Raw genomic sequence first — 23,575 nt, 5'->3', positions numbered from 1 at the left:
CCAATGGCCGCCTTCTCCCACAAGGGGAGAAGGGAAGTAACCACGGTTGCCGCATCGCGCCTCGGCTGGTACCAACCCGCCCATGGCCGAAAAACCCAAAAAACCCCAGAAACTCCGCGCCCGCCTGCCGCGCGGGCTCGCCGATCGCGGCCCTGCCGAGATATCGGCGACGCGGGCGATGGTCGCGAAAATCCGCGACGTATTTGAGCGCTACGGCTTCGAGCCGGTGGAGACGCCGGCGATGGAGTTCACCGATGCGCTCGGCAAGTTCCTGCCCGACCAGGACCGCCCCAACGAGGGCGTGTTCTCGTTCCAGGACGACGACGAGCAGTGGATCAGCCTGCGTTACGATTTGACCGCGCCGCTGGCGCGCTACGTCGCCGAGAACTTTGATCATTTGCCAAAACCCTATCGCAGCTACCGCGAGGGCTATGTCTATCGCAACGAGAAGCCGGGCCCCGGCCGCTTCCGCCAGTTCATGCAGTTCGACGCCGACACGGTGGGCTCGGCTTCGCCCGCCGCCGACGCCGAAAACTGCATGATGGCCGCCGATACTATGGAAGCCCTGGGCATTTCCCGCGGGCAGTACCTGGTGAAGGTCAACAACCGCAAGGTGCTCGATGGGGTAATGGAAAGTATTGGTCTTGGCGGCGAAGAGAATGCAGGATGCAGGCTCACTGTTCTGCGCGCGATCGACAAGGCAGACAGATTTCCGATTGAAGAGGTGAGAAAGCTGCTCGGCGAAGGCCGAAAAGATGAAAGCGGAGACTTCACGAGGGGGGCCGGCCTCAGCGAAGAGCAGATCAAGTCAGTATTGGCGTACGTTGGAAGCAAATACGCAGTATTGGGTGGTGGCGAAGGTGGAAGCGGATGGAATGCGAGTTTTGAGCAATGGCGACGTGTCGTCGGCAAATCGGACATCGGGCAACAGGGCATCGATGAACTTCTCCAAATGGCAAAATTGTTTTGGAGTTCCGACTATCGTTATGACCGAATGAGTTTTGATTCATCCATCGTTCGCGGTCTCGAATACTACACCGGTCCCGTCTATGAAGTGGACCTCACGCTGGAGACGAGGGATGACAAGGGTCGCCCCGTGCGGTTCGGTTCGGTTGGAAGCGGCGGTCGTTATGATGGCCTCGTCTCGCGGTTCCGCGGCGAGCCGGTGCCGGCGACCGGCTTCTCCATCGGCGTGTCGCGGCTGCAGGCCGCCCTCACCATGCTCGGCAAGCTCGACACCGCGCCGGAGTTCGGCCCGGTGGTGGTCACCGTGTTCGACCGTGACCGCGTCGCCGATTACCAGAAGATGGCTGCAACGCTACGCAACGCCGGCATCCGCGCCGAGCTTTATCTCGGCAATCCCAAGAACATGGGCAACCAGCTCAAATATGCCGACCGCCGCAACTCGCCTTGCGTGATCATCCAGGGCTCGGACGAGAAGGCGCGCGGCGAGGTGCAGATCAAGGACCTGATCGAGGGCGCCAAGGCGGCCGCCGCCATCGCCTCCAACCAGGAATGGCGCGAGACCCGCCCGGCGCAGTTTTCCTGCGCCGAAGGCGACATCGTCGCCAAAGTGCGCGAGGTGCTGGCGCGGCACGAGGTGAAGTGGGGAAACTGATTTCGTCATACGCGGGCTTGACCCGCGTATCCATCTTCCAAATGATGGATTGCCGGGTCATAGGCGAGCGGAAGCGACGCCGTCCTTCGGACGGCTACGCCCGGCAATGACGGTCTGGCTAATAGCAAAAACAAAGGGAGAAGACAAAAATGCCTGAGATCACCGTGAGCATGGCCGCCGGCCGTACCGACGAACAGAAGGCCGGCATGATGCGCGACATCACCCAGGCGCTGGTGAAGAACCTCGGCGTCGACGCCGATGCTGTCGTCATCCAGATCAACGAGGCCCCGCTGGCCCACAAGATGAAGGGTGGCAAGACCTTCGTCGAGCGCGCGGCTGCTGCGAAGAAGTAGCGCTAACGCCATCTCGTCATTCCGGGGCGCGCGAAGCGCGAACCCGGAATCTCGCGTCGATAACCTCTGGATTCCGGGTTCGCTCGTTTCACGAGCGCCCCGGAATGACGGTTTCTCCCATGGACGCACGCGACATCATCAAGGTCGGCATGAGCGCCGAGCGCACGCTCGTGGTGCCGCCGGAACGCACCGTGGGGCATTTCGTCCCGGGCATGCCGATGGTCTATGCGACGCCGATGATGATCCTGGAAATGGAGATGGCCTCGGGCGATGCGATCCGCGGGCATCTCCAGCCGGGCTGGGTCACGGTCGGCACCGAGGTCGATATCAGGCACCTTGCCGCTTCGCTGGTCGGCGCCACGGTGCGGACCACGGCGAAGGTGGTCGCGGTGGAGCGCCGCGTCATCCGCTTCGAGGTCGCAGCCTTCGACGGCGAGCGCAAGATCGGCGAGGGCCGCCACGCCCGCGGCCTCGTCAATGTCGATAGCTTCAATAAGCGGCTGGGTGCGAAGTAGCGACTCGCCATCGTCTCTCACTTGTCATGCGCGGGCTTGACCCGCGCATCCATCCAATAAGAGTCTATCAGTCGTGATGGATTGCCGGGTCAAGCCCGGCAATGACAACTCTATATTACTTCGCCAGTTCCTTCGACCGCTTGGTCGCCGCGGCGACCGCGCGGATCATCAACTGCCACAAGCCGTCAGGCCCCATCAGCACTTCCAGCGCCGCCGCCGTGGTGCCGCCGGGCGAGGTCACGTTCTTGCGCAGCGTGGCAGAGGAATCTTCCGAGCGATGCAATAACTCGCCGGCGCCGGCAACGGTCTCGCGCGCCAGTCTGGTGGCGAGTTCGGCCGGCAGGCCGGCTTCGACACCGGCGCGCGCCAGCTCTTCGGCGAGCAGGAAGATATAGGCCGGGCCGGAACCGGACACCGCGGTCACCGCGTCCATCAGGCCCTCGTCGTCGACCCATTCCACCGATCCGGTGGCGCGCAGCAGCGCATCGGCGACCGCGCGCTGCGCGGCGCTGACATTGTTCGCGGCCACCGCCACCGTGATGCCGCGGCCGATCGCGGCCGGGGTGTTCGGCATCGCGCGCACCACGCTGCCGCCGCAGATCTCCTGCAGCGCGGATATGGTCGTGCCCGCCATGATCGAGACCAGCAGCGTGGAAGAGCCGACGAACGGCTTCAGCGACGGCCCGGCCTCGCGGAACATCTGCGGCTTCAGTGCCATCACCAGCGTGGCGGCGTTGCCGATATCATCAGGCGACGGATTGAGGCGAACGCCCTTGGTCGCCAGCGCGCCGATCTCGGCGGAAGGATAGGGCTCGATCACCGCCACGCGCTTCGGATCGAGCCCCCGCGCCAGCCAGCCCGTCAGCATCGCGCCGCCCATCTTGCCCGCGCCGGCCAGCACGATGGTGCCGGCGATGTCTTGCAAGGCGTTACTCGTGTTCAAAGGTGTCACCACACTATCCGCCGTCGTCCCCGCGAACGCGGGGACCCATAACCACAGGTGGTTCTAGTTCATCGAGATATCTGCAACAAGCGCGTGCGACGCAATTGCCGTCATGGAGTATGGGTCCCGGCGTTCGCCGGGACGACGTAGAATTCGAACTACGCTTCGCCGGCGGTGTCGAACATCGCGGCACTCATGGCTTCCGCTGCCGTCTTGCCGGCCCAGACCACGAACTGGAACGCCGGGTAGTAGCGCTCGCAGGCGTGGATGGCGCCGACCAGCATGCTCTCGCATTGCGCGGTGGAGGCGGTGAGCCCGCCTGGCAGCACCAGCGCCTGCCGGTACATGATCATGCCGGTATGGGTCCAGATGTCGAAATGCCCGACCCACAATTGCTCGTTGACGGCGGCGATCAGCCGCTGCACCTCGGGCCGGCGCGCGGCCGGAATCTTCATGTCGAAGGCGCAGGCCAGATGCAGCGCCTCGATCTCGCCCATCCAGGTGAAGGACAGCTGATAGTCGGTCCAGTCGCCCCTGGAGACGATCGTGACTTCGTCTTCGCCGGAACGTTCGAACGACCAGTTGTTATCGGCGGCGATGTCTTCGACCACCGCGAGCGGGTTGTTCCGGGAATCGATAATGCCTTCGAGGAGGGACATGCCGTCTCGACCCTGTTTTCTTTGCTCTGTTGATCTCTGTTGATACGCACGCGGGGACCGGCGCGCGCCCTTCGCGATGCGTCGCCGCCGACTGCAATCCCCAAATGTCTGCCCGAACACCCCGGGGCCTGCCGGGATCAAGTGATGTGATTTGCGGAATCCGCGCAACCGCACCCCGACTCCTTCCACAGCCAAAGCACTGCTCGTCCACAGCTGATCGCGGCCACAATTATTAATTTGAGAACAAACCGGAATCGGATTCGGCTTGTACCCAAATCGTTAACTTTTGCGCCGGCCGGTTTCGACTCAGCCGCCTGCAAGCGGCGGCCGGGAGGCTGCACCGGGAGGGCATGGGGACATGCGAAAAGGCGATGGGGAAGGCGCTTGCCCCGGTCCGGGCGACCCGCCATAGTTCCGCTTAAGGCCGTTCATCCCGGACGGCCGATGTTCTCAGGGCGGGGTGAAACTCCCCACCGGCGGTAAGGGTGACGTCACCCAAGCCCGCGAGCGCCTTCTTCTCCTTGGGCTTCCCTGGATTTCTTTGGGATTTCCTTTGGCGAGAAGGGTCAGCAGATTCGGTGTGAATCCGAAGCCGACGGTTAGAGTCCGGATGAAAGAGAACGGTTGCGGCGGCCGCGCCCTTGCGCGCGGCTGGCGTCGATCCGTGTGCCCTGATTCTGGTCCTGAAAGAGGAAAGCCATGAATCAGATGTTGCAAGAAGCCGAAGTCCAAGACTCCCAAGCTCAAGAATCCCAAGCTAAAGAAACCCAAGCCCAAGAATCCCCCTCCAAGGAATCCCGGTCGCCCGAAGCGCCCGAGCGTCCGCCGGCGCCGGCCCATCCGCGGTTTGCCAAGCCGCAGCGGGTCGCCTTCGTGCAGTCGTCCTGGCACCGCGACGTGGTGGAGGAATGCCGGGTCGCCTTCCTCGCCGAGATCGCGGCGCGCCACATCACCAATGTCGACGTGTTCGAGGTGCCCGGTTCGTTCGAGATCCCGCTGCATGCGCAGATCCTCGCCAAGACGCGGCGCTATACCGCGATCGTCGCGGCGGGGCTCGTGGTGGACGGCGGCATTTACCGTCACGAATTCGTTGCCGACACCGTGATCAAGGCGCTGATGGATGTGCAGCTGCGCACTGAGGTGCCGGTATTCTCAGCGGTGCTGACGCCGCAGCAGTTCCACGAAAGCGCCGCGCATTTCGAATTCTTCCGCAAGCATTTCGCCATCAAGGGCATCGAGGTCGCCGAAGCCTGCGCCAACACGTTGCTCAGCCTGGAACGGCTGCGCGGTCAGGTCGCGGCGGGGATCACCTGAGTAACGCAGGCCGGATCACGGCTCGATTGTCATTCCCGCCGCCGGGTCTATAAACTCGGCGGCGGGAGGAGGCACGCCCGCGGCGATGGGCGGCCGAGACGATCATGTTTAGAGGACACGATCCTTATCTCGTCGCGCTCTCGGTGGTGATCGCGATCCTGGGTGGATATACCGGCTTCGGCCTCGCGGCGCGCATCCGCGGGACGCCGGGCGTCAGCCGTCGCCTGCTGCTGGCGGGCGCGGCCGGATTCCTTGCCGTCGGCATCTGGACCATGCATTTCGTCGGCATGCTGGCGGCGCCGATTCCGGCCGACACGGTCTACCTCGTGCTCCCCACCATCATCTCGTTCCTGATCTGCGCGCTGGTGGTCGGCATCTCCCTGTTTTTCGTCAGCATCGGCGAACCGTCGCTGCGGCGCGTGGTCGGGTCGGCGGTGCTGCTCGGAGCCGGCATCGCCAGCATGCATTATGTCGGGATCCATGGTCTCGCCGGCAATTTCGCCATCCGGCACGATATGCCGATGATCCTGCTGTCGATCCTGCTCGCGATCGTCACCGCCTATGGCGGCCTGCGCGCCTTCCTGGCGCGGCAGGAAGGCGTCCGCCTGATCGCCAGTTCGATCGCGTTCGGCGTCGCGGTGTCCGGCATGCACTACACCGCGATGTACGGCATGCATTTCGTGCCGCTGGCCGACGCCGCGCATCGCCACGCCGGCGGGCTCGCGGCGTCGCAGCAAATCCTGTCAGTGGTGGTGTCCGTGCTCTGCTTCGTCATCGCGGCGGGCTTCCTGCTGTCTCTAGTGCCGGAGCCGCGCCGGCAGAACCTCGCAGCCGCCGCGGCGGCCAGCGACCCGGCGCCTGAAGCCGTCGTTGCAAGTTCGCAAGGGCGCGAGCCGGCGGTTGCCTCGCCGCGACTGATGCCGGCGCCGCTCGGCGGCCTCGGCCAGCCGCCGCGCGCCGCACCGGCCGTCCGCCTGCCGGTCGAGGGCGCCAACGGCACCCATTTCATCGACTCCGCCGACGTGCGCAGCGTCCGGGCCGACGCTCATTATACAAGGGTGCATGACGGCACCCGCGAGCGGATGTGTCCGTGGTCGATTTCGGAAGCCGAAGCCCAGCTCGATCCCGGCCTGTTCGTCCGGGTGCACCGCAGCCATATCGTCGCGATCCCGCATGTCTCCTTCGTCCGCAAGGAAGGCGACGGCGCGGTGATCGAACTCGACGGCCCGTCGCCGCACCGCGTGCCCGTCAGCCGGGCCAAAATCGCCGAGGTCAAGGCGAGGCTTGGGCTCGCGAAACGGCACGCTTGAGGCTGAGGTTGGGGTAGGTCGCCCAAGCTGACGCATTTCGTGCGTGGCAATCCGCATTTCGTGCGAATTTCTCCTTCCCGTGCCCCCGGGATTGCCGGGAAAAAATTCCGGGAACAGCCTCTGCACCAACGTCAGCGCCATCAGCGCATTTCAAAAAGACGGATTGGAGGAGGAAACGATGATTCCTGGCCCGTTCAGCTATCACCGGCCGGCAACGCTCGCCGATGCGGTCAAACTGCTCTCGAGTCTGGGCGACGAGGCCCGCCCGCTGGCCGGCGGCCATAGCCTGGTCCCGATGATGAAGCTCCGGCTCGCCGCCCCCGAACATCTGGTCGATCTGCACGGCATCGCCGGGCTGAAGGGCATCCGCCGCGAGGGCAACCGGATCGTGATTGGCGCCATGACCACCCAGCATGAGCTCATGGCCTCGGACGACATCAAAAAGTCGCTGCCGATCCTGATTGAAACCGCGGCCCTGATCGCCGATCCGCAGGTGCGCTACCGCGGCACCATCGGCGGCAATGTCGCCAATGGCGATCCCGGCAACGACATGCCGGCGCTGATGCTGACGCTCGGCGCCAGCTATCGGCTCGAAGGGCCCGGCGGCCCCCGCGAACTCGCGGCGTCCGAGTTCTACCAGGGCGCCTATTTCACCGCGCTCGAGCCCGGCGAGATCCTGACCGCGGTCTCGATTCCCGCGCCGGCGGCCGGTCACGGCTACGCCTACGAGAAACTGAAACGCAAAGTGGGGGACTACGCCACCGCCGCGGCTGCCGTGGTGCTGACGATGGCGGGCGGCAAGGTCGCCTCTTGCGCGATCGGCCTGACCAATCTGCATGAAACGCCGCTGCTGGCGGCCGACGCGGCGAAGGCCGTGATCGGCAGCAGCCTCGACGCGGCGACGCTAAAAAGGGCCGCGGCCGCCGCCGAAGCGATCATGTCGCCGGCCGCGGACGCCCGCGGGCCGGTCGAGTACCGCAGGCATGTCGGCGGCATCATGGTGACGCGGGCGCTGCAACGCGCCGCGGCGCGCGCCGGTTAAGGGGAGGAAAGAAAATGGCAAAGACCCATGTGACCATGAAAGTGAACGGCGCCGAGGTCGAAGGCCTCGTCGAACCGCGCACGCTGCTGGTGCATTTCATCCGCGAGAACCTGCTCCTCACCGGCACCCATATCGGCTGCGAGACCACCCATTGCGGCGCCTGCACCGTCGATATCGACGGCATGTCGGTGAAGTCCTGCACCATGTTCGCGGTGCAGGCCCAGGGTTCCGAGATCACCACCATCGAGGGCGTCGCCAATGCCGACGGCTCGCTGTCGGCGCTGCAGGAAGGCTTTCGGATGATGCACGGGCTGCAATGCGGCTTCTGCACCCCCGGCATGATTTTGCGCGCGCAGCGGCTGCTCAAGGAGAACCCGAAGCCGTCGGAGGAAGAAATCCGGATGGGCATCTCGGGCAATTTCTGCCGCTGCACCGGCTACCAGAACATCGTCAAGGCGATCCAGTACGCCGCCGACAAGATCAATGGCGTTGAATTCAAGGAGGCAGCGGAATGAACGACATGACTCCCACGCGGGAACAACGCGAAGCCAAGCTCGAAGGCATGGGCTGCAAGCGCAAGCGGGTCGAGGACATCCGCTTCACCCAAGGCAAGGGCAACTACGTCGACGATTTGAAGCTGCCGGGCATGCTGCACGGCGACTTCGTCCGCTCGCCGCACGCGCATGCGCGCGTCAAGTCGATCAATTCGGAGGAGGCGCTGAAGGTGCCGGGCGTGTTGGCTGTCATCACCGCCGAGACGCTGAAGACCGTCAACCTCGCCTGGATGCCGACCTTGGCCGGCGACGTGCAGATGGTGCTGGCCGACGGCAAGGTGCTGTTCCAGAACCAGGAAGTCGCCTTCGTGGTCGCCACCGACCGCTATGCGGCCGATGACGGCATCAACAAGGTGGTGGTGGAATACGAGCCGCTGCCGGTGGTGATCGATCCGTTCAAGGCGATGGACAAGGATGCCCCGGTGCTGCGCGAGGATCTCGCCGGCAAGACCACAGGCGCGCACGGGCCGCGCAAGCATCACAACCACATCTTCGAATGGACCGTCGGCGACAAGGACCTCACCGACGCCGCGTTCAAGAAGGCGGATGTCACCATCAAGGAGATGATCTCCTATCACCGCACCCACCCGTCTCCGCTGGAGACCTGCCAGTGCGTCTGCTCGTTCGACAAGATCAAGGGCGAGCTGTCGATCTGGGGCACCTTCCAGGCGCCGCATGTGATCCGCACCGTGGTGGCGCTGATCGCCAAGATTCCCGAGCACAAGATCCATGTGATCTCGCCCGACATCGGCGGCGGTTTCGGCAACAAGGTCGGCGCCTATCCCGGCTACATCTGCGCCGCGGTAGCCTCGATCGTGACCGGCAAGCCGGTGAAATGGGTCGAGGACCGCATCGAGAATCTGACTGCGACCTCGTTCGCGCGCGATTACCACATGACCACCGAGATCGCCTCGACCAAAGAGGGCAAGGTTACGGGGCTGCGCGTCCATGTGCTGGCCGATCACGGCGCGTTCGACGCCTGCGCCGACCCGTCGAAATGGCCGGCCGGCTTCTTCAACATCGTCACCGGGTCTTACGACTTCCCGACCGCGCATCTGTCGGTCGACGGCATCTACACCAACAAGGCGCCGGGCGGCGTCGCCTATCGCTGCTCGTTTCGGGTGACGGAGGCCGCCTATTGCATCGAGCGCGGCATGGACATTCTCGCGCAAAAACTCGGGATGGATCCGGCCGAGTTGCGGCTCAAGAACTTCATCAAGGCGGAGCAGTTCCCGTATCACTCGGCGCTCGGCTGGGAATATGATTCCGGCGACTACCACACCGCCATGAAGAAGATGATGGAAACCGTCGACTATGCCGGCCTGCGCAAGGAGCAGGCTTTGCTGCGCGCGGCGTTCAAGCGCGGCGAGACCCGCGAGATCATGGGCCTCGGCGTGTCGTTCTTCACCGAGATCGTCGGCGCCGGGCCGTCGAAGAATTGCGACATCCTGGGGATCGCGATGTTCGATTCCTGCGAGATCCGCATGCACCCGACCGGCGCCGGCATCGCGCGGGTCGGCTCCAAGAGCCAGGGCCAGGGCCACGAGACCACCTGGGCGCAGATCATCGCCACCGAGATCGGCATTCCCGCCGATGACATCATGGTCGAGGAAGGCAATACCGATACCGCGCCCTACGGGCTCGGCACCTACGGGTCGCGCTCCACGCCGGTGGCGGGTGCCGCGATCGCGATGGCGGCGCGCAAGATCAAGGCCAAGGCGCAGATGATCGCCGCCTACAAGCTCGAGGTCCACGAAGACGACCTCGAATGGGATATCGACGGCTTCCGGGTCAAGGGCCTGCCGGAGAAGTCGATGTCGATGAAGGACATCTGCTGGGCGGCCTATAATTCGGTGCCGCCGGGCATGGAACCGGGGCTGGAGGCGGTGAGTTATTACGATCCGCCCAATATGACTTATCCCTTCGGCGCCTATATCTGCGTGATGAACATCGACGTCGATACCGGGGTCTACAAGATCAGGCGCTTCTACGCGCTCGACGATTGCGGCACCCGCATCAACCCGATGATCATTGAGGGCCAGGTGCATGGCGGGCTGACCGAAGCCTTCGCCATCGCGATGGGCCAGGAGATCCGCTACGACGACGCCGGCAATGTGGTGACCGGCTCGTTCATGGATTTCTTCATGCCGACCGCGGTGGAGACGCCGCACTGGGAGACCGACTTCACCGTGACGCCGTCGCCGCATCACCCGATCGGCGCCAAGGGTGTCGGCGAGAGCCCGAATGTCGGCGGCGTGCCGGCGTTTTCCAACGCCGTCAACGACGCCTTCTCGTTCCTGGGCTCGACCCACATCCAGATGCCGCACGACTACTGGCGCAACTGGAAGGCGGCGAAGAATCTGGGAGTGTTCGCGTAATGTCACTCATCGTCATTCCGGGGCGATGCGAAGCATCGAACCCGGAATCTCGAGATTCCGGGTCTGGTCCTCCGGACCATCCCGGAATGACGGAAGCCTGCCCATGAAAACCCGCGAACAGATCGCGCAAGCCCTGGCGGCGTGCGGCTATATCGCCGACGCCGATCTCGCGACCGCGATCTCGCTGATGCAGCTGCTGAAGCGCCCGCTGCTCTTGGAAGGCGAGGCCGGCGTCGGCAAGACCGAAGTGGCGAAGGCGCTGGCGGCGGCGCATGCAACCGAATTGATCCGCCTGCAATGCTACGAGGGGCTCGATCAATCGGCCGCGCTCTATGAATGGAACTACCAGCGGCAGTTGCTGTCGATCCAGGCGCATCGCGGCGAGGACGCCGACGCGATCGAGGATCAGATCTTTTCGGAAAAATACCTGCTGGAGCGGCCGCTGCTGGCTGCGATCCGCCGCGACAGGCCGCCGGTGCTCCTGATCGACGAGATCGACCGCGCCGACGATGAGTTCGAGGCGTTCCTGCTCGAACTCTTGTCGGACTTCCAGGTCTCGATCCCCGAACTCGGCACCATCAAGGCCATCACCATCCCGCATGTGGTGCTGACCTCGAACGGTACGCGGGAACTGTCCGACGCGCTGCGCCGCCGCTGCCTCTATCACTATGTCGACTATCCCGACGTCGACCGCGAGGCGCGCATCATCATGGCGCGGATCGATGGCGCCGGCGCCTCGCTGGCGCTGCAGATCGCCCGGCTGGTCGAAGGCATCCGCAAAGAAGAGCTGCGCAAGGTGCCGGGTGTCGCGGAGACGCTGGACTGGGCGGCGGCGCTGGTCGGGCTCGAGGTGCGCGACCTGCATGACGCTCCCGAACTGGTGCACGAAACCCTGATGTGCCTGCTCAAGACTCGTGAGGACAGGTCGCGGGTGACGCGCGAGGTCACCGAACGCCTGCTGGGGAAGGTCGCATGAGCTGCTGTGGCGCCAACCCTTCCTATGACGAACTCGACGAGGTCTCACGCCTGGTCTCGGCAAAACTCGCCGCGTTTCTCAGGACCCTGCGCGACAACGGCTTTGCGATCGGCCTGCACGAGGGCCGCGACGCCGCGGCCCTGATGGCGGCGGGCTATGCCGAAAAGCCGGGCCTGCTGCGCTCGGCGTTCAAGCACTTGTTCTCGGCGCGCAAATCCGACTGGGAGAAATTCGACGGGCTGTTCGACGCGTTCTGGCTCGGCCGGCGGGTCAAGTCGCGATCGGTGACGATGGGATCGGCGAAGGCGGCCGACAGCCCGTCGCTGAAAAGCCTGCGCGACAACAAGTCTCAACCGGCCGGCGGCGAGGCTGCAACGGATCAGATTCCCGGCGGCGATGCGCCGGAGGATCGTGCCGGCGAAGGCCGCATGGAGGGCGCCTCCGTGGCCTCCAATCTCGCCGAAATCGATTTCCGCAAGATGGCTGACCCCGAGCAGATCGAGCAGGCGCACGCGGTCGCGGCGCGGCTGGCGAAGAGCATGCGCACCCGGCTGACCCGCCGCGATCTGGCGCGGCGGCGCGGCTACCGGCTCGACCTCAGGCGCACCATCCATGGCAACATCAGCCATGGCGGCGTGCCGATCAGCCTCGTCAAACGGCGGCGCAAGGAAAAGCCGCTTCGCCTGGTGATGCTGCTCGACGCCTCCGGCTCGATGAGCATGTATACCGGCGTGTTCCTGCGCTTCATCCACGGCGTGCTCGACGAGTTCCGCGAGGCCGAGGCGTTCCTATTCCACACTAGGCTCGCTCACGTTTCCGACGCGATGAAGGAGAAGGACCCCGCGCGCGCGCTCGACCGGCTCTCGATCATGGCGCAGGGCGCCGGCGGCGGCACCATGATCGGCGAGAGCCTGCAGACCTTCAACCGCTGGCATGCCGCGCGCGTCATTCATTCGCGCACCTGCGTGATGATCGTGTCCGACGGCTACGAGACCGGCGACGCCGCATTGCTCGGCCGCGAGATGGCGGCGCTGGCGCGGCGCTGCCGCCGCATCGTCTGGCTCAATCCGATGATGGCGTGGGAGGGCTACGCGCCCGAGGCCGCCGGCATCAAGGCTGCCTTGCCGCATGTCGATCTCTACGCGCCCGCCCATACGCTGAAGAGCCTGACCGAGCTCGAACCCTATCTGGCCGATCTCTGAAGGAGGCGCCGATGTCCAGGCATGTCGAAGTGATGGAACTGGTGGCGCAGATGAAGGCCGCGGAGCAGGCCTTCGTGCTCGCCACCGTGGTCCGCACCGTTTCGGTGACCGCGGCGAAGGCCGGGGCCAAGGCGATCATCCGCCCCGACGGCACCATCGTCGCCGGCTGGATCGGCGGCGGCTGCGCCCGCGGCGCGGTGCTGAAGGCCGCGCGCGACGCGCTCGCCGACGGCGAGCCGCGCATGGTCTCGGTGCAGCCGGAAAACCTGTTGGCCGAACTCGGCGTCAGGCCCGGCGAGAACCGCGACGGCGTCCGCTTCGCCCAGAACATGTGCCCGAGCAAGGGCACCATGGACATCTTCGTCGAACCGGTGTTGCCGCATCCCTCATTGGTCATTCTCGGCGTCAGCCCGGTGGCGCTGTCGCTGGCAGCCCAGGCGCGCCAGCTCGGCTACCACGTCACGCTGGCCGCGCCCGCCGCAGACGTCACCGCCGCTCCCGATGCCGATAGGCTGATTGACGGTTTTCAACTCGGCCAGCTCAACGAGGCCAGGCGCTTCGTCGTGGTATCGACGCAGGGCAAGGGCGACGAAGCCGCGCTGCGGGCGGCGCTGTCGGTCGACGCTGCCTATCACGCCTTCGTCGGCAGCCGCCGCAAGATGGCGGCGCTGCGCGAAAAACTGATCGGCGAGGGCATCGACGCCTCGGCGCTCGACCGCATCAAGGCGCCCGCCGGCCTCGACCTCGGCGCCATCACGCCGGAAGAGATCGCGATGTCGATCCTGGCCGAAATCACGGTCGAGCGCAGGCGCGGCCAGCGCGCCACCAATCCTCCGCAAGCCGTCAAGGCCCAATCATGAAGATGAACGACAGCCAGCGCATCCCCGCGTCCAAAACGAGAGTGTGGGAGGCGCTCAACGATCCCGAAGTGCTCAGGAAATGCATTCCGGGGTGTCAAAGCCTCGAAATGTCCTCGCCGACCGAAATGACCGCCGCGGTGGTGTTCAAGGTCGGACCGGTCAAGGCGAAGTTCGGCGGCAAGGTGACGCTGTCGGATCTCGATCCGCCGAACAGCTATCGCATCTCCGGCGAAGGATCCGGCGGCGTGGCGGGGTTTGCCAAGGGCGGCGCCGCCGTGCGCCTCGAATCCGAAAGCCCTGAGGTCACGATCCTGCACTATGAAGTCGACGCCCAGATCGGCGGCAAGCTGGCGCAGCTCGGCCAGCGCCTGATCGATTCCACCGCGAGGAAGCTGGCGGGCGAATTCTTCGCGTCGTTCGGCGATGCGGTCGGCGGGCCTATGGAGGTTCCAGTGGGAGCGGAAGCCGCTCCGAAGGGCTGGTTGGGCCGGCTGACCGGCGCTTAGCTACAATCACACCTGCCTTCGGCTATCCTGCCGGGCATTACCCCGCTGGATCGGAGCCCAACGGGCGTCGAGCGAAGCGGCGAGCTTTACGCGAACCGGTGCCCACTTCGCTCGAAAACGCCATCAACGCTGTGGAGCGTCACTGCCGGTGCGTCCGGCGACAAGCTTGCGACCGTCGTTTCAGTACGATAGCGCGGGAGACGATCCCCGAGCGAGTAGAAGACACACAGCGCGAGGCTGGCCCAGACCGCCACGCTGAAATAAAGCGACATCCAGGCAATCTCGTCCTTCCACTCGGCAAGGTCGTGCGTCACGACCCAACGCGTGCTCACGTCACGGAGACCCTCGAGAGGTTTCATACGCCTGCTGCCATCGGCAACCTCGGCCCGCCATCGGCTCAGATACATCGGGACGTCGATCGTCATGAGAAACGCCAGATAGGCTGCAATCCCCGCTATCGAGATGGCGATGACCACGCGAACCGGGCCATCGAACTCCGGCAGCAATCGGCAAAGGCCGATCCCGGCGATGAAGAAGGCAACGGCCCATATCGAATTTTCGATGGCGTTGCCCAGATATTTGGTGGTCAGCACCGCATGCCAGGAGAAACATTCCGCGATCAGGATCAACGGCACGATCACCCATGCGGCGTTCACGGTGGTGTCCGATCCCGTCATCGTGCCCAGCTGGTGCAGGATGATCGCCCACTGCGCCGCGAAGCAGATCTCGGCCACGGTTGCTACCGACCGGCCGACGACGACGCTCGACAGCCACGTGTCGAACAAGCAGATCCGCTGAACATCCGCGCGCGGAAGAAACGACCTGAATGCGCAGCCAAAAACATAGGCCGCACAGAGCAAGAGCATCAACTCGATACCGGACGTGCTGCCGGGACTGCCGGTCTGGAGCATCATGAGCTCGATGCCGGGGATGCTGCCGGGAATGCCCGTCGGCTGCTCGTGGAGCTGGCGGTACAGCAGGAACCAAGCCGCGATATTGGCGCCGCTGACCAGGGTCAACAGACCCCACCACCAGGCCAGCGGATTTGACCAGGCCAGGGAACCTGGCCGCGCCCGCGATTCCAAACTCATGGACTTGCTCCGCGTGCAATAAAAGCGAACTGACACTTGATCGTAGTAATTCTGTCATGAATCACGCCCGGTCACGACAAAAATATCTGTGCGGCGGGGGTTGGCGGGGGGACGGTGCTCCGGCGCTTGAGCGTGCGGTCTCTTGCCGGCGACTTCCCGGATGTCTCCGGCGGCTGCGCCATTCGTGGTTCGCTGAACCCGGCGTTAACTTCAGGCAGCGGACAATGCTGTCGACCGGGCGCATGTCCAAAATCCGGCTTTGGAATCGAGAGACCGATGGTTCACCGCAATCCTTTTGTGCTGCTCTGCTCCTGGACGCTGCGTGCGCTTGCGGCCGTTGCCGTCGCGATATCAGCGACAGATGCGGGGCGCGCGCAGACGGTCTCTCCTCCGGTCTGGACGGTGCCGGAAGTCGGCGCGTTGCCCGATGACGATCATGGCCACCTGGTGCGGCGCGGGCGCGATCTGATCACCGCGACCTACGCCCATATCGGGCCGGAGGTGCCGGATTCGACCAAACGGTTTGCCGGCAACAACCTCGCCTGCAGCAACTGTCATCTCGAAGCCGGCACGAAGAAATTCGGCCTGCCGGTCTTCGGGCTGGTCGAGCTGTTTCCGCAATACAGCGCCCGCCTTGGCGCCGAGATCACGATCGAGGACCGGGTCAACGCGTGCATGTCGCGCAGCATGAACGGCCGCGCGCTGCCATCAGACAGTCCGGAGATGCGGGCCTTCGTGGCCTACATCCGGTTTCTGTCGTCGGGGGTTCCCGCCGGCAAGGTGCTGTCGGGACTCGGCACCGGGTCGATGCCTGAACTCGATCGCGCGGCCGATCCGGTTCGCGGCAAGGCGATCTACGCCAATGCCTGTCTGGCCTGTCACAATACCGACGGCTCCGGAATTCGCCGCAGCCTGCCGACCACCGATCTCGGCTACATGGTGCCGCCGCTATGGGGCCCGGACAGTTTCAACGATGGCGCCGGCATGGCCCGGCTGATTACCGCGGCGAATTTCGTGCACTTCAACATGCCGCACGGCACGGGCTACCTGAATCCGCAGCTCACGGTCGAGCAGGCATGGGACGTCGCAGCCCATATGATCTCTCAACCGCGTCCGGCAAAAGCGGGCCTCGACAAGGACTATCCCGACCTTCTGGCCAAGCCGGTCGATGCGCCCTACGGCCCGTATGCCGACGGATTCGATCGGCAGCAACACATCTACGGACCATTTGCTCCGATCCGGGCCGAGCACGCCAAGAAGCAGAGCGGCGCTGCGCCCAAATAAGGCGTCCAACTATAGCGTCCAGGTAAAGCACCCATCGCGGGCTCGCGCGCGAATGTGAATTGACTGGGATCGATAGGGTTGGTCTCTTCGATGCGTTGATGCCGCCCCGTCAATCCCGAGGGAGATTCTGATGCGCATTCTGGCGTTGGCGATTTTGACATTGGCGACGTTTTCTGCAGCGCCGTCGGCTCGCGCCCAGACGTATAGTCCGGACTATCCGGTCTGCCTCCAGGTCGTCTCCATAGACGGCGAGTACATCGAATGCGGTTATACCTCGCTGGCGCAGTGCGCTCAGTCGGCATCGGGCCGCCCCGCCTGGTGCATCACCAATCCCTATTTTGCGAGAGCGCAAGTGCCCCGGGAACGACGTTATCGGCGGCATCCTCGCGTCCACTAGGCATGATCCTGCAGCGGCTTGTCCGGTGCCATCCGGCAGGTATGGGTCAGGTTCGTCACCAACGCTTGGCGCGGGATGCGGTGGAATCTCACGCCTCGTGCGCTTTCAGCCGGGCGCGCATTTCGTCGCTGGGCCTGACGTCGCTGGAGCGGCTGTAGATCGCCACCGCGATGATCAGCACCATTGTGAGCACGCCGAACAGGGCGCGGTAGGCGGTCTCGCTGCGGGCGCCGCCGGCCAGCGGTTCGAACGCGCCGACGATGACGCCGGACAGCGACTGCATGCAGGCGACGCCGAGCATGACCGAGGTGTTGAGCGTCGACATGCCGCGGCCGATCAGCCGGTCCGGGATGATGCCGCGGCCGTGCGTCAGCACCATGGTCGAGGAGGCCGAGAAGAAGCCGATGCCGAGGATGGCGGCGACCGGCACCCAGGCCGGCGGCTGCGACGCCAGCGCCAGGGTGGCGAGCAGGGCGATCACCACCAGGGAGCCTCCGATCGCGATCCATTTGCGGGTATCCAGCAGGCGGTCGAGCGGGCCGAAGGCGAGCATGCCGAACTGGTAGGTGACGACGGCGGCGAGCAGCACGTTGCCGGCCTCGATCGCGCTCATGCCGTGCACCTCGCGCAGGAACGGGCCGCCCCACAGGCCCTGCACCGTGAAGGTGCAGGCATAGCTGCAGAAATTCAGCGCCAGGATCGGCTTCAGGCGCGGGTTGCGCAGCACCTCCATCAGGCCCTGCAGCATCTGGCGCGGCGGCTCCGCGGTGCGGTCCAGGAACGGGTGGCCGGGCGGCGCGTCGCGCACCACCAGCCAGACCGCGACGGCCGCGAGTGCGGTGAACACCACGGCGACGCCGAACACGCCGCGCCAGCCGATCGCCTCCGAGGCCCAGGCCAGCGGCGTGGTGGCGGCGAGGTTGCCGACGAGGCCGATCGACATCACCATGGCGATCAGGGTGGAGAAGCGGTCCGGCGGAAACCAGCGGGTGACCACCACCATGGTGCCGATCAGCATGACGCCGAAGCCGGCGCCCATCAGCACGCGGCCGGTCAGCAGCACCGGCCAGCTCGGCGCCAGCGTGAAGATGGCGCCGCCGATCGTGGCGAGGATCAGCAGGCCGGTCACGGTGCGGCGCGGGCCGAAATGGTCGAACAGGAAGCCGCAGGGGATCTGCATCGCGGCGAAGCCGAAGAAGAACGCGCCGGTCAGCGCGCCCAGCGCTTCCGGCCCGATTCCGAGGTCGCGCATCAGGTCGAGCCCGATGGTGACGTTGGAAGCGCGGAAGAAATGGCTGGCGACATAGGCCGTGGCCATGGTCGTGACGATGATCAGGCCCCGGCGGTGGGGGAATGGGCGCCGCTCGGCGGGCTGCATCGCTGGGGGGTTGTCCCGCTTCTTGTTGGTTTGGTTGGCAGGCGTTTCTCGGGGCGGAGCCTATGCGGGACGGGCGGGCGGATCAAGGTTGGAGGAGGTGGCGGGCTTGGCCTGACTCGCTGGCAAGACGTATCTGATGTGTCCGAGTCCAAGTGTACTTACTGAGGTGCCGCCTACAGGTTGATGAAATGACCCCGCAACCATCCGGTCATGTAATGATGCATGCTGCTGGGCCTTTCTGATTCCGTTATAAGCCAGCTTTTGAGAACAAGTCGTGCCTCGACGGGGTCTCGTTCGTCAATCACCCGTTCGAGCAGGCGCCCAATAGCGCCTTGCCTTAACGTTTCGGACAGTCTTTCGTCACTCCAGATCCGGACGGCGGATGCGTATGCGACGCGGACATGTGAGGCGATGTCGGCTTTTTTGCCACCAATGCGCGAAGCAATTATCTCGAATTCCTTTGGCAGTGTGTGCCCTTTGGTGCCGTGCACCGACGAGACAACAAGCGGCGCGCCAACGGAGATGAACTCAAATTTGCTATCGATAAAGCTCACGATGGCCGCGCGATATTCATCGAGCGTCATCACCCTCCTATCGAGCGCGCCCATTAGAACCGGCTGGAGCCAAGTACCCGGCACCTTGAATTCTTGCTCTGCGAGCCCGCGCAGCACAAAGTCTTCGGACAAGAGAAGCAGGCCCGCGCCTTCCGCGGCGCGCATTTCGTCAAAGAATCCCGACCCGAAGCGTTCGACAAGCGGGGCCAATTCCGGACTTGGGTCTCTATTGCCCTCGGCAGGAATGATTTGGGTGTTGGCTTCGAGCCATGCACGGTCCGCCTCCAGCACCGATAGGTGCTCACGCTTTCGTTCCGGTGAGGTTTCTTGCCGCCAGTATTGGCCGTCATGCCAGGATATCGACATGCTAGTTTCGTCAATTCGTTCGCCGAGTTCGAATATCTTGCGCTGAAGCGTCAACCGGGTGGCGTCAACAATCTTCATTGGCCCGCAGACAGCGGTCACGACGCCCTCAAGTTTCAGGCGGCGAATAATATGCAGGGTGACGTAGTCGACGACGCAGCCCTTGACTGCGTTGACGTCGATTGCGGCCAAAGCGGTGTTTCGCTCAAGGTGATTACCGTCGCAAGAGCGAATGCGATGGCCGGTGCTTGCAAGCCCAACCATGGCTTCAACCGCATCGCATCCGAGGCTCTTGCCGACAATGGCTATTGGCAACGCGCCAGCGTCGTACAGCGTTCCTATCTGCTCGACCGCGTCATGCCGATCGCGCAGTCGCTCAAGCATGGGCTCGAGACCCCCATCCTTTCCCGGCTCGATCTTCACGCGCTCAAGGCCGGTGGCTTCCGGATGCCAGTTATTGAAATTCTCCATCACGTCGTGAAGCGCATGCAAAACTTTGGGCTTAACCCAAGCGACTTCGGCCGCCGTACCGTCCGGAAGTTCGATGCGATCGCCCTGCTTTTTTCCGAGAAGACGCGTGGCAAGAAGGTGGTCAGGTGGCAAGTAGTGTACGCCAGGGCGCAACGACGCTTCTGGCTCGATGACGTAGACTCCGCTGCCGTCTGCAGTCTTTACTTCGACGGCCATGCCGGGTTCGACGGCGGACGGATGAATCGTAAGCCCTTGCGAATGTCCGGGCCGCAGGAACACACCGACATAGGCCATCGCGACGGACTGGCTATTCGGATTGGCAAGAAGCGTTGCGTAAGCAAGCTTGTGCGCTTCCTGCCAATCGCCGAAGTCGTCCTTGAAATGCGCCAGCGTCATAAAATCGCTTGGCTGACCTTTAAAGCCGCTGGATGGCTTCTGCACTTCGGTTTTCAGCTCTTCGATTTTGTTTTGCCGGAACAGCGCATGCAGAAGGTGAATGTAGAGTTCTAGGTTGTCCGGCTCTCGTTCGAGAAACGCACAAATTTCCTGCTCCGCCTTAGGGATGCTTCCGGTGCGGATGGACAGCGCAATCTTTGCCTTGGCGTAGTACCGGTCAGTAATGAGCTCGGGCGGGAGCTCTCGAAAGATCTGGCGGAGCAAGACGCGCTTGTCGGTATTGACCGCAGCCGCGATGAGCGCACGCAAGGCGGGAGAGTCATAATGACGGTCGGTCGTGTCCGCCAGCAATGTAACGACATCGTCAAAACGGCCAGCCGTCGCAAGGCCTTCCGCGACAAGGAAGCGGGTGGGAAAGTCGGTGTCGGGGTTGACGAGCGAGAAAGCGCGTAGAACGTCGTCGGCCGCACCTTTGTCACCCCTTGCCATCTTGACACGAAAATGCGCAAGCGGTCCCTGTGCATGGTGCGGTAGGACTTGCTCCAGCCTATCGGCTTCCCGCAGCGCTTCGTCGAAATTCTCTTCGCGGATAAATGATTCTACGACCGCAAGCGCCGCGGCGACAATGTCGCTCCAGTGGGTAAACGCGCCGCGCCCGCTCAGGATCTTCCGGGCTTCGGCAGGGGCGGTTTCAATTCTTAGGTCAGCGCGCATAATCCGGTGTATTGGAGTGTCGGATAGAGTGTCGGAAAGTTTAATGGCTTCCTCGATCTTTCCCTGCTTGCGGTAAATCGACAGGCGAAGATGCTTTGTTTCGTCGCTGTCACAACCGGCTGCGATGGCCTCATCGAGAATCGCCGCTGCGCGGGCGGACTTGCGAAGAAGGTTCCAGGCCAGAGCGGCATTGTGCGCGCAGGCAAGCTTGGGTGGCCCCTCCGACTTCTTGGAATCGGTCCAGCACTTTTCGAGCGTAAGGGCGGCCTGCTCGATTTCACCGCTCGTCGGCGCGTCGTTGTGTAGGAGTCCAGCGGCGCCGGGGTCAGCGTGTAACAACCGGCCGAGCACGCTCTCGGCCTGCATAATTTTCAACCCTTCATCGTCAGGATAGAGCGATCTACCTTCAGCCGCGACCTTCATCCAGTCTTCATTTTTTTCATCACGCAGGGCAGCAATGCGGAAGCCGAAGATGGCGGCCTTATTTTTTGCCCTGGTGGAAAGAGTCCGCCAGACATCCTCGCTAGTTTCGCCGGGCTTGAGGGCCTGAATGCGCTGCAGGGCCAGTTCTTCACTGTCGGGATGCGCAAGGATGGCTGCCGTAGCAAGCGCATGCGCTTCCTCTCGCCGTCCTTTGATGAGTAGCGCGGCCGTCTTATTGGCGAGGCTTATCGGGTCATCCGGATTGAGAGGCGCTGCTTCAAGCAGAAAGTCACTTGCTGTGTCGTATTCTCCGAGATTGTAATGCGCCGCGCCGATGTTCGACAGAAGCCGATACCGCACGCGTTGCGACGCGGCCTCGCCGAGCCTCTCTTTCAATCGGGTCAGCAGAGTTAAGGCCGTTCGCGGCTGGCCTTTGCGCAGGAGGTCGCGATACGCGTCAATTTGGCTATGAAGCTCCTTGTCGAAAGCATCGGACGAACCTGCAGCTTCCGTCGTCAAGGGCGGGCGCTGGGCGACCATCAGCTGGGCCAACGTCTGCTTTATCTGGGCGATGCCCGATTCGCTCAAAGCATTGCCTTCCGCCACGAGGCGGTTGGTCTCGCGTACTTCATCACGTATCTGGTCGCTGAAGGGTTGCTTGTCCGGGTGAAAAGCGCGAACGACTTCCTGGAAACGGTTTATTTCGTCCTGGATGCGGCCCCAACCCCACACTTGTATCGACAGATTGCGCCCTTCGCCGCGGACTTTCTTCTCAAGGAGACGCGCCTCCAGTTGAATCTTTGCGTCGTCAGACGCCGTCGTGACAATGATGAACTCTTCGAGTTCCGGACGGAATTTCTTTGTTTTTTCTACCTCGGCGGCAAGCTCCTTTTCTGTGAGCGCGTTGCCGTAGTCGCTCGATTTTCCCTTGCACTGGACTCCGACCTGCGGCCCGTTGCCGCCGCCGCGTTTTCCGAAGATGTCGACGCCATGCTGGCGCTGGCCTGGACGACCATTGTTCTGAACCGCCGTGTCGCGCAGGGAATGTTCGAACAGCAACCGGCAATGGCGCTCAAACGCCTGCCAGTCCTTTGGTTTGGGAATCTCGACAGAGGTGAAATCGGTCATGGCTGAAAAATCGACTCGGACTCATATAGTGCCGCTTTGAGTGTCCGGAAGCCAGTGCGAAAGAGCAGCCCTCAAGCTACCGCTCCTCCTCCGGATGCATCCACCGATACGGCGTGATCTCCCGCGCCGCCGTCAGCTTGATCATATGCACCGGCGGCGCATACCGGCTCCCGCGGCTGGAGCGGCATTCAGCGACACTTCCAGTTTCCTCAGGGGCGTGTCGCACGGCCGGCGGATGGCTGACAGCGGCAGCCTCCCGCGGGTCTTGCAGCGGTTGAACTCCACCTCCAGCCAGCCGAGGCCGCCGTTGAGGCATTGGCCGATCGTGGGCGCGGGCTGCGCCGGCCCGCCATAGCCTTCCATCCGCACCGACCAGGCTTCCGCCTCGGCGCGGTCGGCGCTAGAAACGCTTGGCCGATGGGCGCCAATGGCGTCTTTGCTCTGGAGCTTTGGACGCCATTGGCGTATAGTGCCGGACGTCGCACGACGATGGATCACCGTGGTGGAAACGCCTGTTCGGCCGGCGGGCCCGGGAAATCTGGGATGCTTCCGAGCTGGAGGCCTTCATTGATTTCATCGCGCGCAATCCCGAAGAAGGGGACCTGATCCCCGAAACCGGTAGTGTGCGGAAGATCCGATGGGCGCGGCCCGGAGGCGGCAAGCGCGGTGGCGCGCGGGTGATCTATTTCTACCATAGTGGCGACCGTCCGCTCTATCTGCTGATGGTCTATGCGAAGGCGCGCCAGGAGAACCTCACGGCGGAAGAAAAGAAGGCCGTTCGAAAGCTGGCGGCAATCCTGAAGAGTTGAATCGCGGATAAGAGAAGGACCAACATCATGGGCAGGTTTGGAAAGGAGCTGATCGAAAGCATGCAGCAGGCGGCAAAGCATGCCGCCGGCAAAAAGGTGCGCGGGTTGCGCGTGTCCGGGGTCGAGTTGCCGGACGTGAAGGCGATCCGGCTTTCGCTGCGGATGTCGCAGCATCACTTCGCCGCGGCATATCGTATTCCGCTTTCCACGCTGAAGAACTGGGAGCAGGGGCGGCGCATGCCCGATGCTCCCGCGGCCGCCTATCTGCTGGCGATCAAGCGCCGTCCGAAAGAAATCTTGGAAGCGGTCACGCGGCGCTGAGCGCGGATGCGCGCTA

21 protein-coding genes, 1 pseudogene and 1 riboswitch are annotated in these 23,575 nt (G+C 63.8%); of the genes and pseudogenes, 16 read left to right on the top strand and 6 right to left on the bottom strand.

Going from position 1 to position 23,575, the window contains the following annotated elements:
• The first annotated feature begins 82 nt into the window (after nucleotides 1-82).
• The 3 genes from hisS to KMZ29_RS22450 all read left to right on the top strand — a co-directional run bounded on the left by hisS (nucleotide 83) and on the right by KMZ29_RS22450 (nucleotide 2,486).
• Complete coding sequence (hisS, locus tag KMZ29_RS22460; protein WP_215621253.1) at nucleotides 83-1,618, top strand: histidine--tRNA ligase; 1,536 nt, start codon at nucleotides 83-85, stop codon at nucleotides 1,616-1,618.
• Between the two features lie 149 nt (nucleotides 1,619-1,767).
• Nucleotides 1,768-1,971 carry a tautomerase family protein gene (locus KMZ29_RS22455; RefSeq protein WP_025590867.1) on the top strand — a complete coding sequence of 68 codons (204 nt, stop codon included), beginning with the start codon at nucleotides 1,768-1,770 and terminating at the stop codon, nucleotides 1,969-1,971.
• 119 nt (nucleotides 1,972-2,090) lie between these two features.
• The gene (locus KMZ29_RS22450) at nucleotides 2,091-2,486 is read left to right on the top strand and encodes a thioesterase family protein (protein ID WP_215624374.1); all 396 of its coding nucleotides are present in this window, start codon (nucleotides 2,091-2,093) and stop codon (nucleotides 2,484-2,486) included.
• A gap of 115 nt (nucleotides 2,487-2,601) precedes the next feature.
• Here KMZ29_RS22450 and proC read toward each other — a convergent pair whose 3' ends face one another.
• Both proC and KMZ29_RS22440 read right to left on the bottom strand, forming a co-directional pair.
• Nucleotides 2,602-3,366 carry a pyrroline-5-carboxylate reductase gene (gene proC, locus KMZ29_RS22445; protein WP_369810149.1) on the bottom strand — a complete coding sequence of 255 codons (765 nt, stop codon included), beginning with the start codon at nucleotides 3,364-3,366 and terminating at the stop codon, nucleotides 2,602-2,604.
• Between the two features lie 221 nt (nucleotides 3,367-3,587).
• Complete coding sequence (locus KMZ29_RS22440; protein ID WP_215621252.1) at nucleotides 3,588-4,088, bottom strand: type III secretion system chaperone family protein; 501 nt, start codon at nucleotides 4,086-4,088, stop codon at nucleotides 3,588-3,590.
• 442 nt (nucleotides 4,089-4,530) lie between these two features.
• Nucleotides 4,531-4,714, top strand: a riboswitch (FMN riboswitch).
• 73 nt (nucleotides 4,715-4,787) lie between these two features.
• Here KMZ29_RS22440 and KMZ29_RS22435 point away from each other — a divergent pair.
• The 9 genes from KMZ29_RS22435 (at nucleotide 4,788) to KMZ29_RS22395 (ending at nucleotide 14,230) form a co-directional block, all read left to right on the top strand.
• The gene (locus tag KMZ29_RS22435) at nucleotides 4,788-5,402 is read left to right on the top strand and encodes a 6,7-dimethyl-8-ribityllumazine synthase (RefSeq protein WP_215621251.1); all 615 of its coding nucleotides are present in this window, start codon (nucleotides 4,788-4,790) and stop codon (nucleotides 5,400-5,402) included.
• A gap of 104 nt (nucleotides 5,403-5,506) precedes the next feature.
• A complete protein-coding gene (locus tag KMZ29_RS22430) occupies nucleotides 5,507-6,712 on the top strand; it encodes an MHYT domain-containing protein (RefSeq protein ID WP_215621250.1) in 1,206 nt (401 codons plus the stop codon).
• A 178-nt stretch (nucleotides 6,713-6,890) separates the two neighbouring features.
• Nucleotides 6,891-7,754, top strand: coding sequence for an FAD binding domain-containing protein (locus KMZ29_RS22425; protein ID WP_215621249.1), 864 nt, complete (start codon nucleotides 6,891-6,893; stop codon nucleotides 7,752-7,754).
• A gap of 14 nt (nucleotides 7,755-7,768) precedes the next feature.
• The gene (locus KMZ29_RS22420; RefSeq protein WP_215621248.1) at nucleotides 7,769-8,269 is read left to right on the top strand and encodes a (2Fe-2S)-binding protein; all 501 of its coding nucleotides are present in this window, start codon (nucleotides 7,769-7,771) and stop codon (nucleotides 8,267-8,269) included.
• Nucleotides 8,266-10,686, top strand: a complete 2,421-nt coding sequence (locus KMZ29_RS22415) for an aerobic carbon-monoxide dehydrogenase large subunit (protein ID WP_215621247.1) — start codon at nucleotides 8,266-8,268, stop codon at nucleotides 10,684-10,686. The genes KMZ29_RS22420 and KMZ29_RS22415 overlap by 4 nt, the downstream gene beginning before the upstream one ends.
• A 103-nt stretch (nucleotides 10,687-10,789) precedes the next feature.
• On the top strand, nucleotides 10,790-11,662 hold the full coding sequence (locus tag KMZ29_RS22410; protein ID WP_215621246.1) for an AAA family ATPase: 873 nt from the start codon (nucleotides 10,790-10,792) through the stop codon (nucleotides 11,660-11,662).
• Nucleotides 11,659-12,864, top strand: a complete 1,206-nt coding sequence (locus KMZ29_RS22405; protein WP_215621245.1) for a vWA domain-containing protein — start codon at nucleotides 11,659-11,661, stop codon at nucleotides 12,862-12,864. Before KMZ29_RS22410 ends, KMZ29_RS22405 begins: the two co-directional genes overlap by 4 nt.
• A gap of 11 nt (nucleotides 12,865-12,875) precedes the next feature.
• Nucleotides 12,876-13,724, top strand: a complete 849-nt coding sequence (locus KMZ29_RS22400) for an XdhC family protein (protein WP_215621244.1) — start codon at nucleotides 12,876-12,878, stop codon at nucleotides 13,722-13,724.
• Nucleotides 13,721-14,230, top strand: coding sequence for an SRPBCC family protein (locus KMZ29_RS22395; RefSeq protein ID WP_215621243.1), 510 nt, complete (start codon nucleotides 13,721-13,723; stop codon nucleotides 14,228-14,230). The genes KMZ29_RS22400 and KMZ29_RS22395 overlap by 4 nt, the downstream gene beginning before the upstream one ends.
• 86 nt (nucleotides 14,231-14,316) lie before the next feature.
• On the opposite strand, the gene KMZ29_RS22390 is transcribed toward KMZ29_RS22395, so the two are convergent.
• A complete protein-coding gene (locus KMZ29_RS22390) occupies nucleotides 14,317-15,321 on the bottom strand; it encodes a hypothetical protein (protein ID WP_215621242.1) in 1,005 nt (334 codons plus the stop codon).
• 276 nt (nucleotides 15,322-15,597) lie between these two features.
• Here KMZ29_RS22390 and KMZ29_RS22385 point away from each other — a divergent pair, with 276 nt between their 5' ends.
• Nucleotides 15,598-16,605 (top strand): c-type cytochrome, encoded by a 1,008-nt coding sequence (locus tag KMZ29_RS22385; RefSeq protein WP_215621241.1) that lies wholly within the window; start codon nucleotides 15,598-15,600, stop codon nucleotides 16,603-16,605.
• A 130-nt stretch (nucleotides 16,606-16,735) separates the two neighbouring features.
• Complete coding sequence (locus tag KMZ29_RS22380; RefSeq protein ID WP_215621240.1) at nucleotides 16,736-17,002, top strand: DUF3551 domain-containing protein; 267 nt, start codon at nucleotides 16,736-16,738, stop codon at nucleotides 17,000-17,002.
• Between the two features lie 88 nt (nucleotides 17,003-17,090).
• Here KMZ29_RS22380 and KMZ29_RS22375 read toward each other — a convergent pair whose 3' ends face one another.
• From KMZ29_RS22375 to KMZ29_RS26815, 3 genes and pseudogenes are all read right to left on the bottom strand, one after another.
• A complete protein-coding gene (locus tag KMZ29_RS22375) occupies nucleotides 17,091-18,380 on the bottom strand; it encodes an MFS transporter (RefSeq protein WP_215621239.1) in 1,290 nt (429 codons plus the stop codon).
• Nucleotides 18,381-18,553: 173 nt separating this feature from the next.
• A complete protein-coding gene (locus KMZ29_RS22370; protein WP_215621238.1) occupies nucleotides 18,554-22,429 on the bottom strand; it encodes a PIN domain-containing protein in 3,876 nt (1,291 codons plus the stop codon).
• A gap of 76 nt (nucleotides 22,430-22,505) precedes the next feature.
• Nucleotides 22,506-22,858, bottom strand: a pseudogene (locus KMZ29_RS26815) (hypothetical protein).
• An 83-nt stretch (nucleotides 22,859-22,941) separates the two neighbouring features.
• Between KMZ29_RS26815 and KMZ29_RS22365 the strand changes: the two are divergent.
• Entirely contained in the window at nucleotides 22,942-23,238 is a 297-nt protein-coding gene (locus KMZ29_RS22365; protein WP_215624372.1) for a type II toxin-antitoxin system RelE/ParE family toxin, read from the top strand.
• Nucleotides 23,239-23,298: 60 nt separating this feature from the next.
• The gene (locus KMZ29_RS22360; RefSeq protein WP_215621237.1) at nucleotides 23,299-23,559 is read left to right on the top strand and encodes a helix-turn-helix domain-containing protein; all 261 of its coding nucleotides are present in this window, start codon (nucleotides 23,299-23,301) and stop codon (nucleotides 23,557-23,559) included.
• The last annotated feature ends 16 nt before the right edge of the window (nucleotides 23,560-23,575 follow it).

The sequence above is a fragment of the Bradyrhizobium sediminis genome (assembly GCF_018736085.1).
In the GTDB taxonomy this organism is placed as follows: Bacteria; Pseudomonadota; Alphaproteobacteria; order Rhizobiales; family Xanthobacteraceae; genus Bradyrhizobium; species Bradyrhizobium sediminis.
Note: the sequence above shows the minus strand (reverse complement) of the source record. Positions and strands in the feature narration are given on the sequence as shown.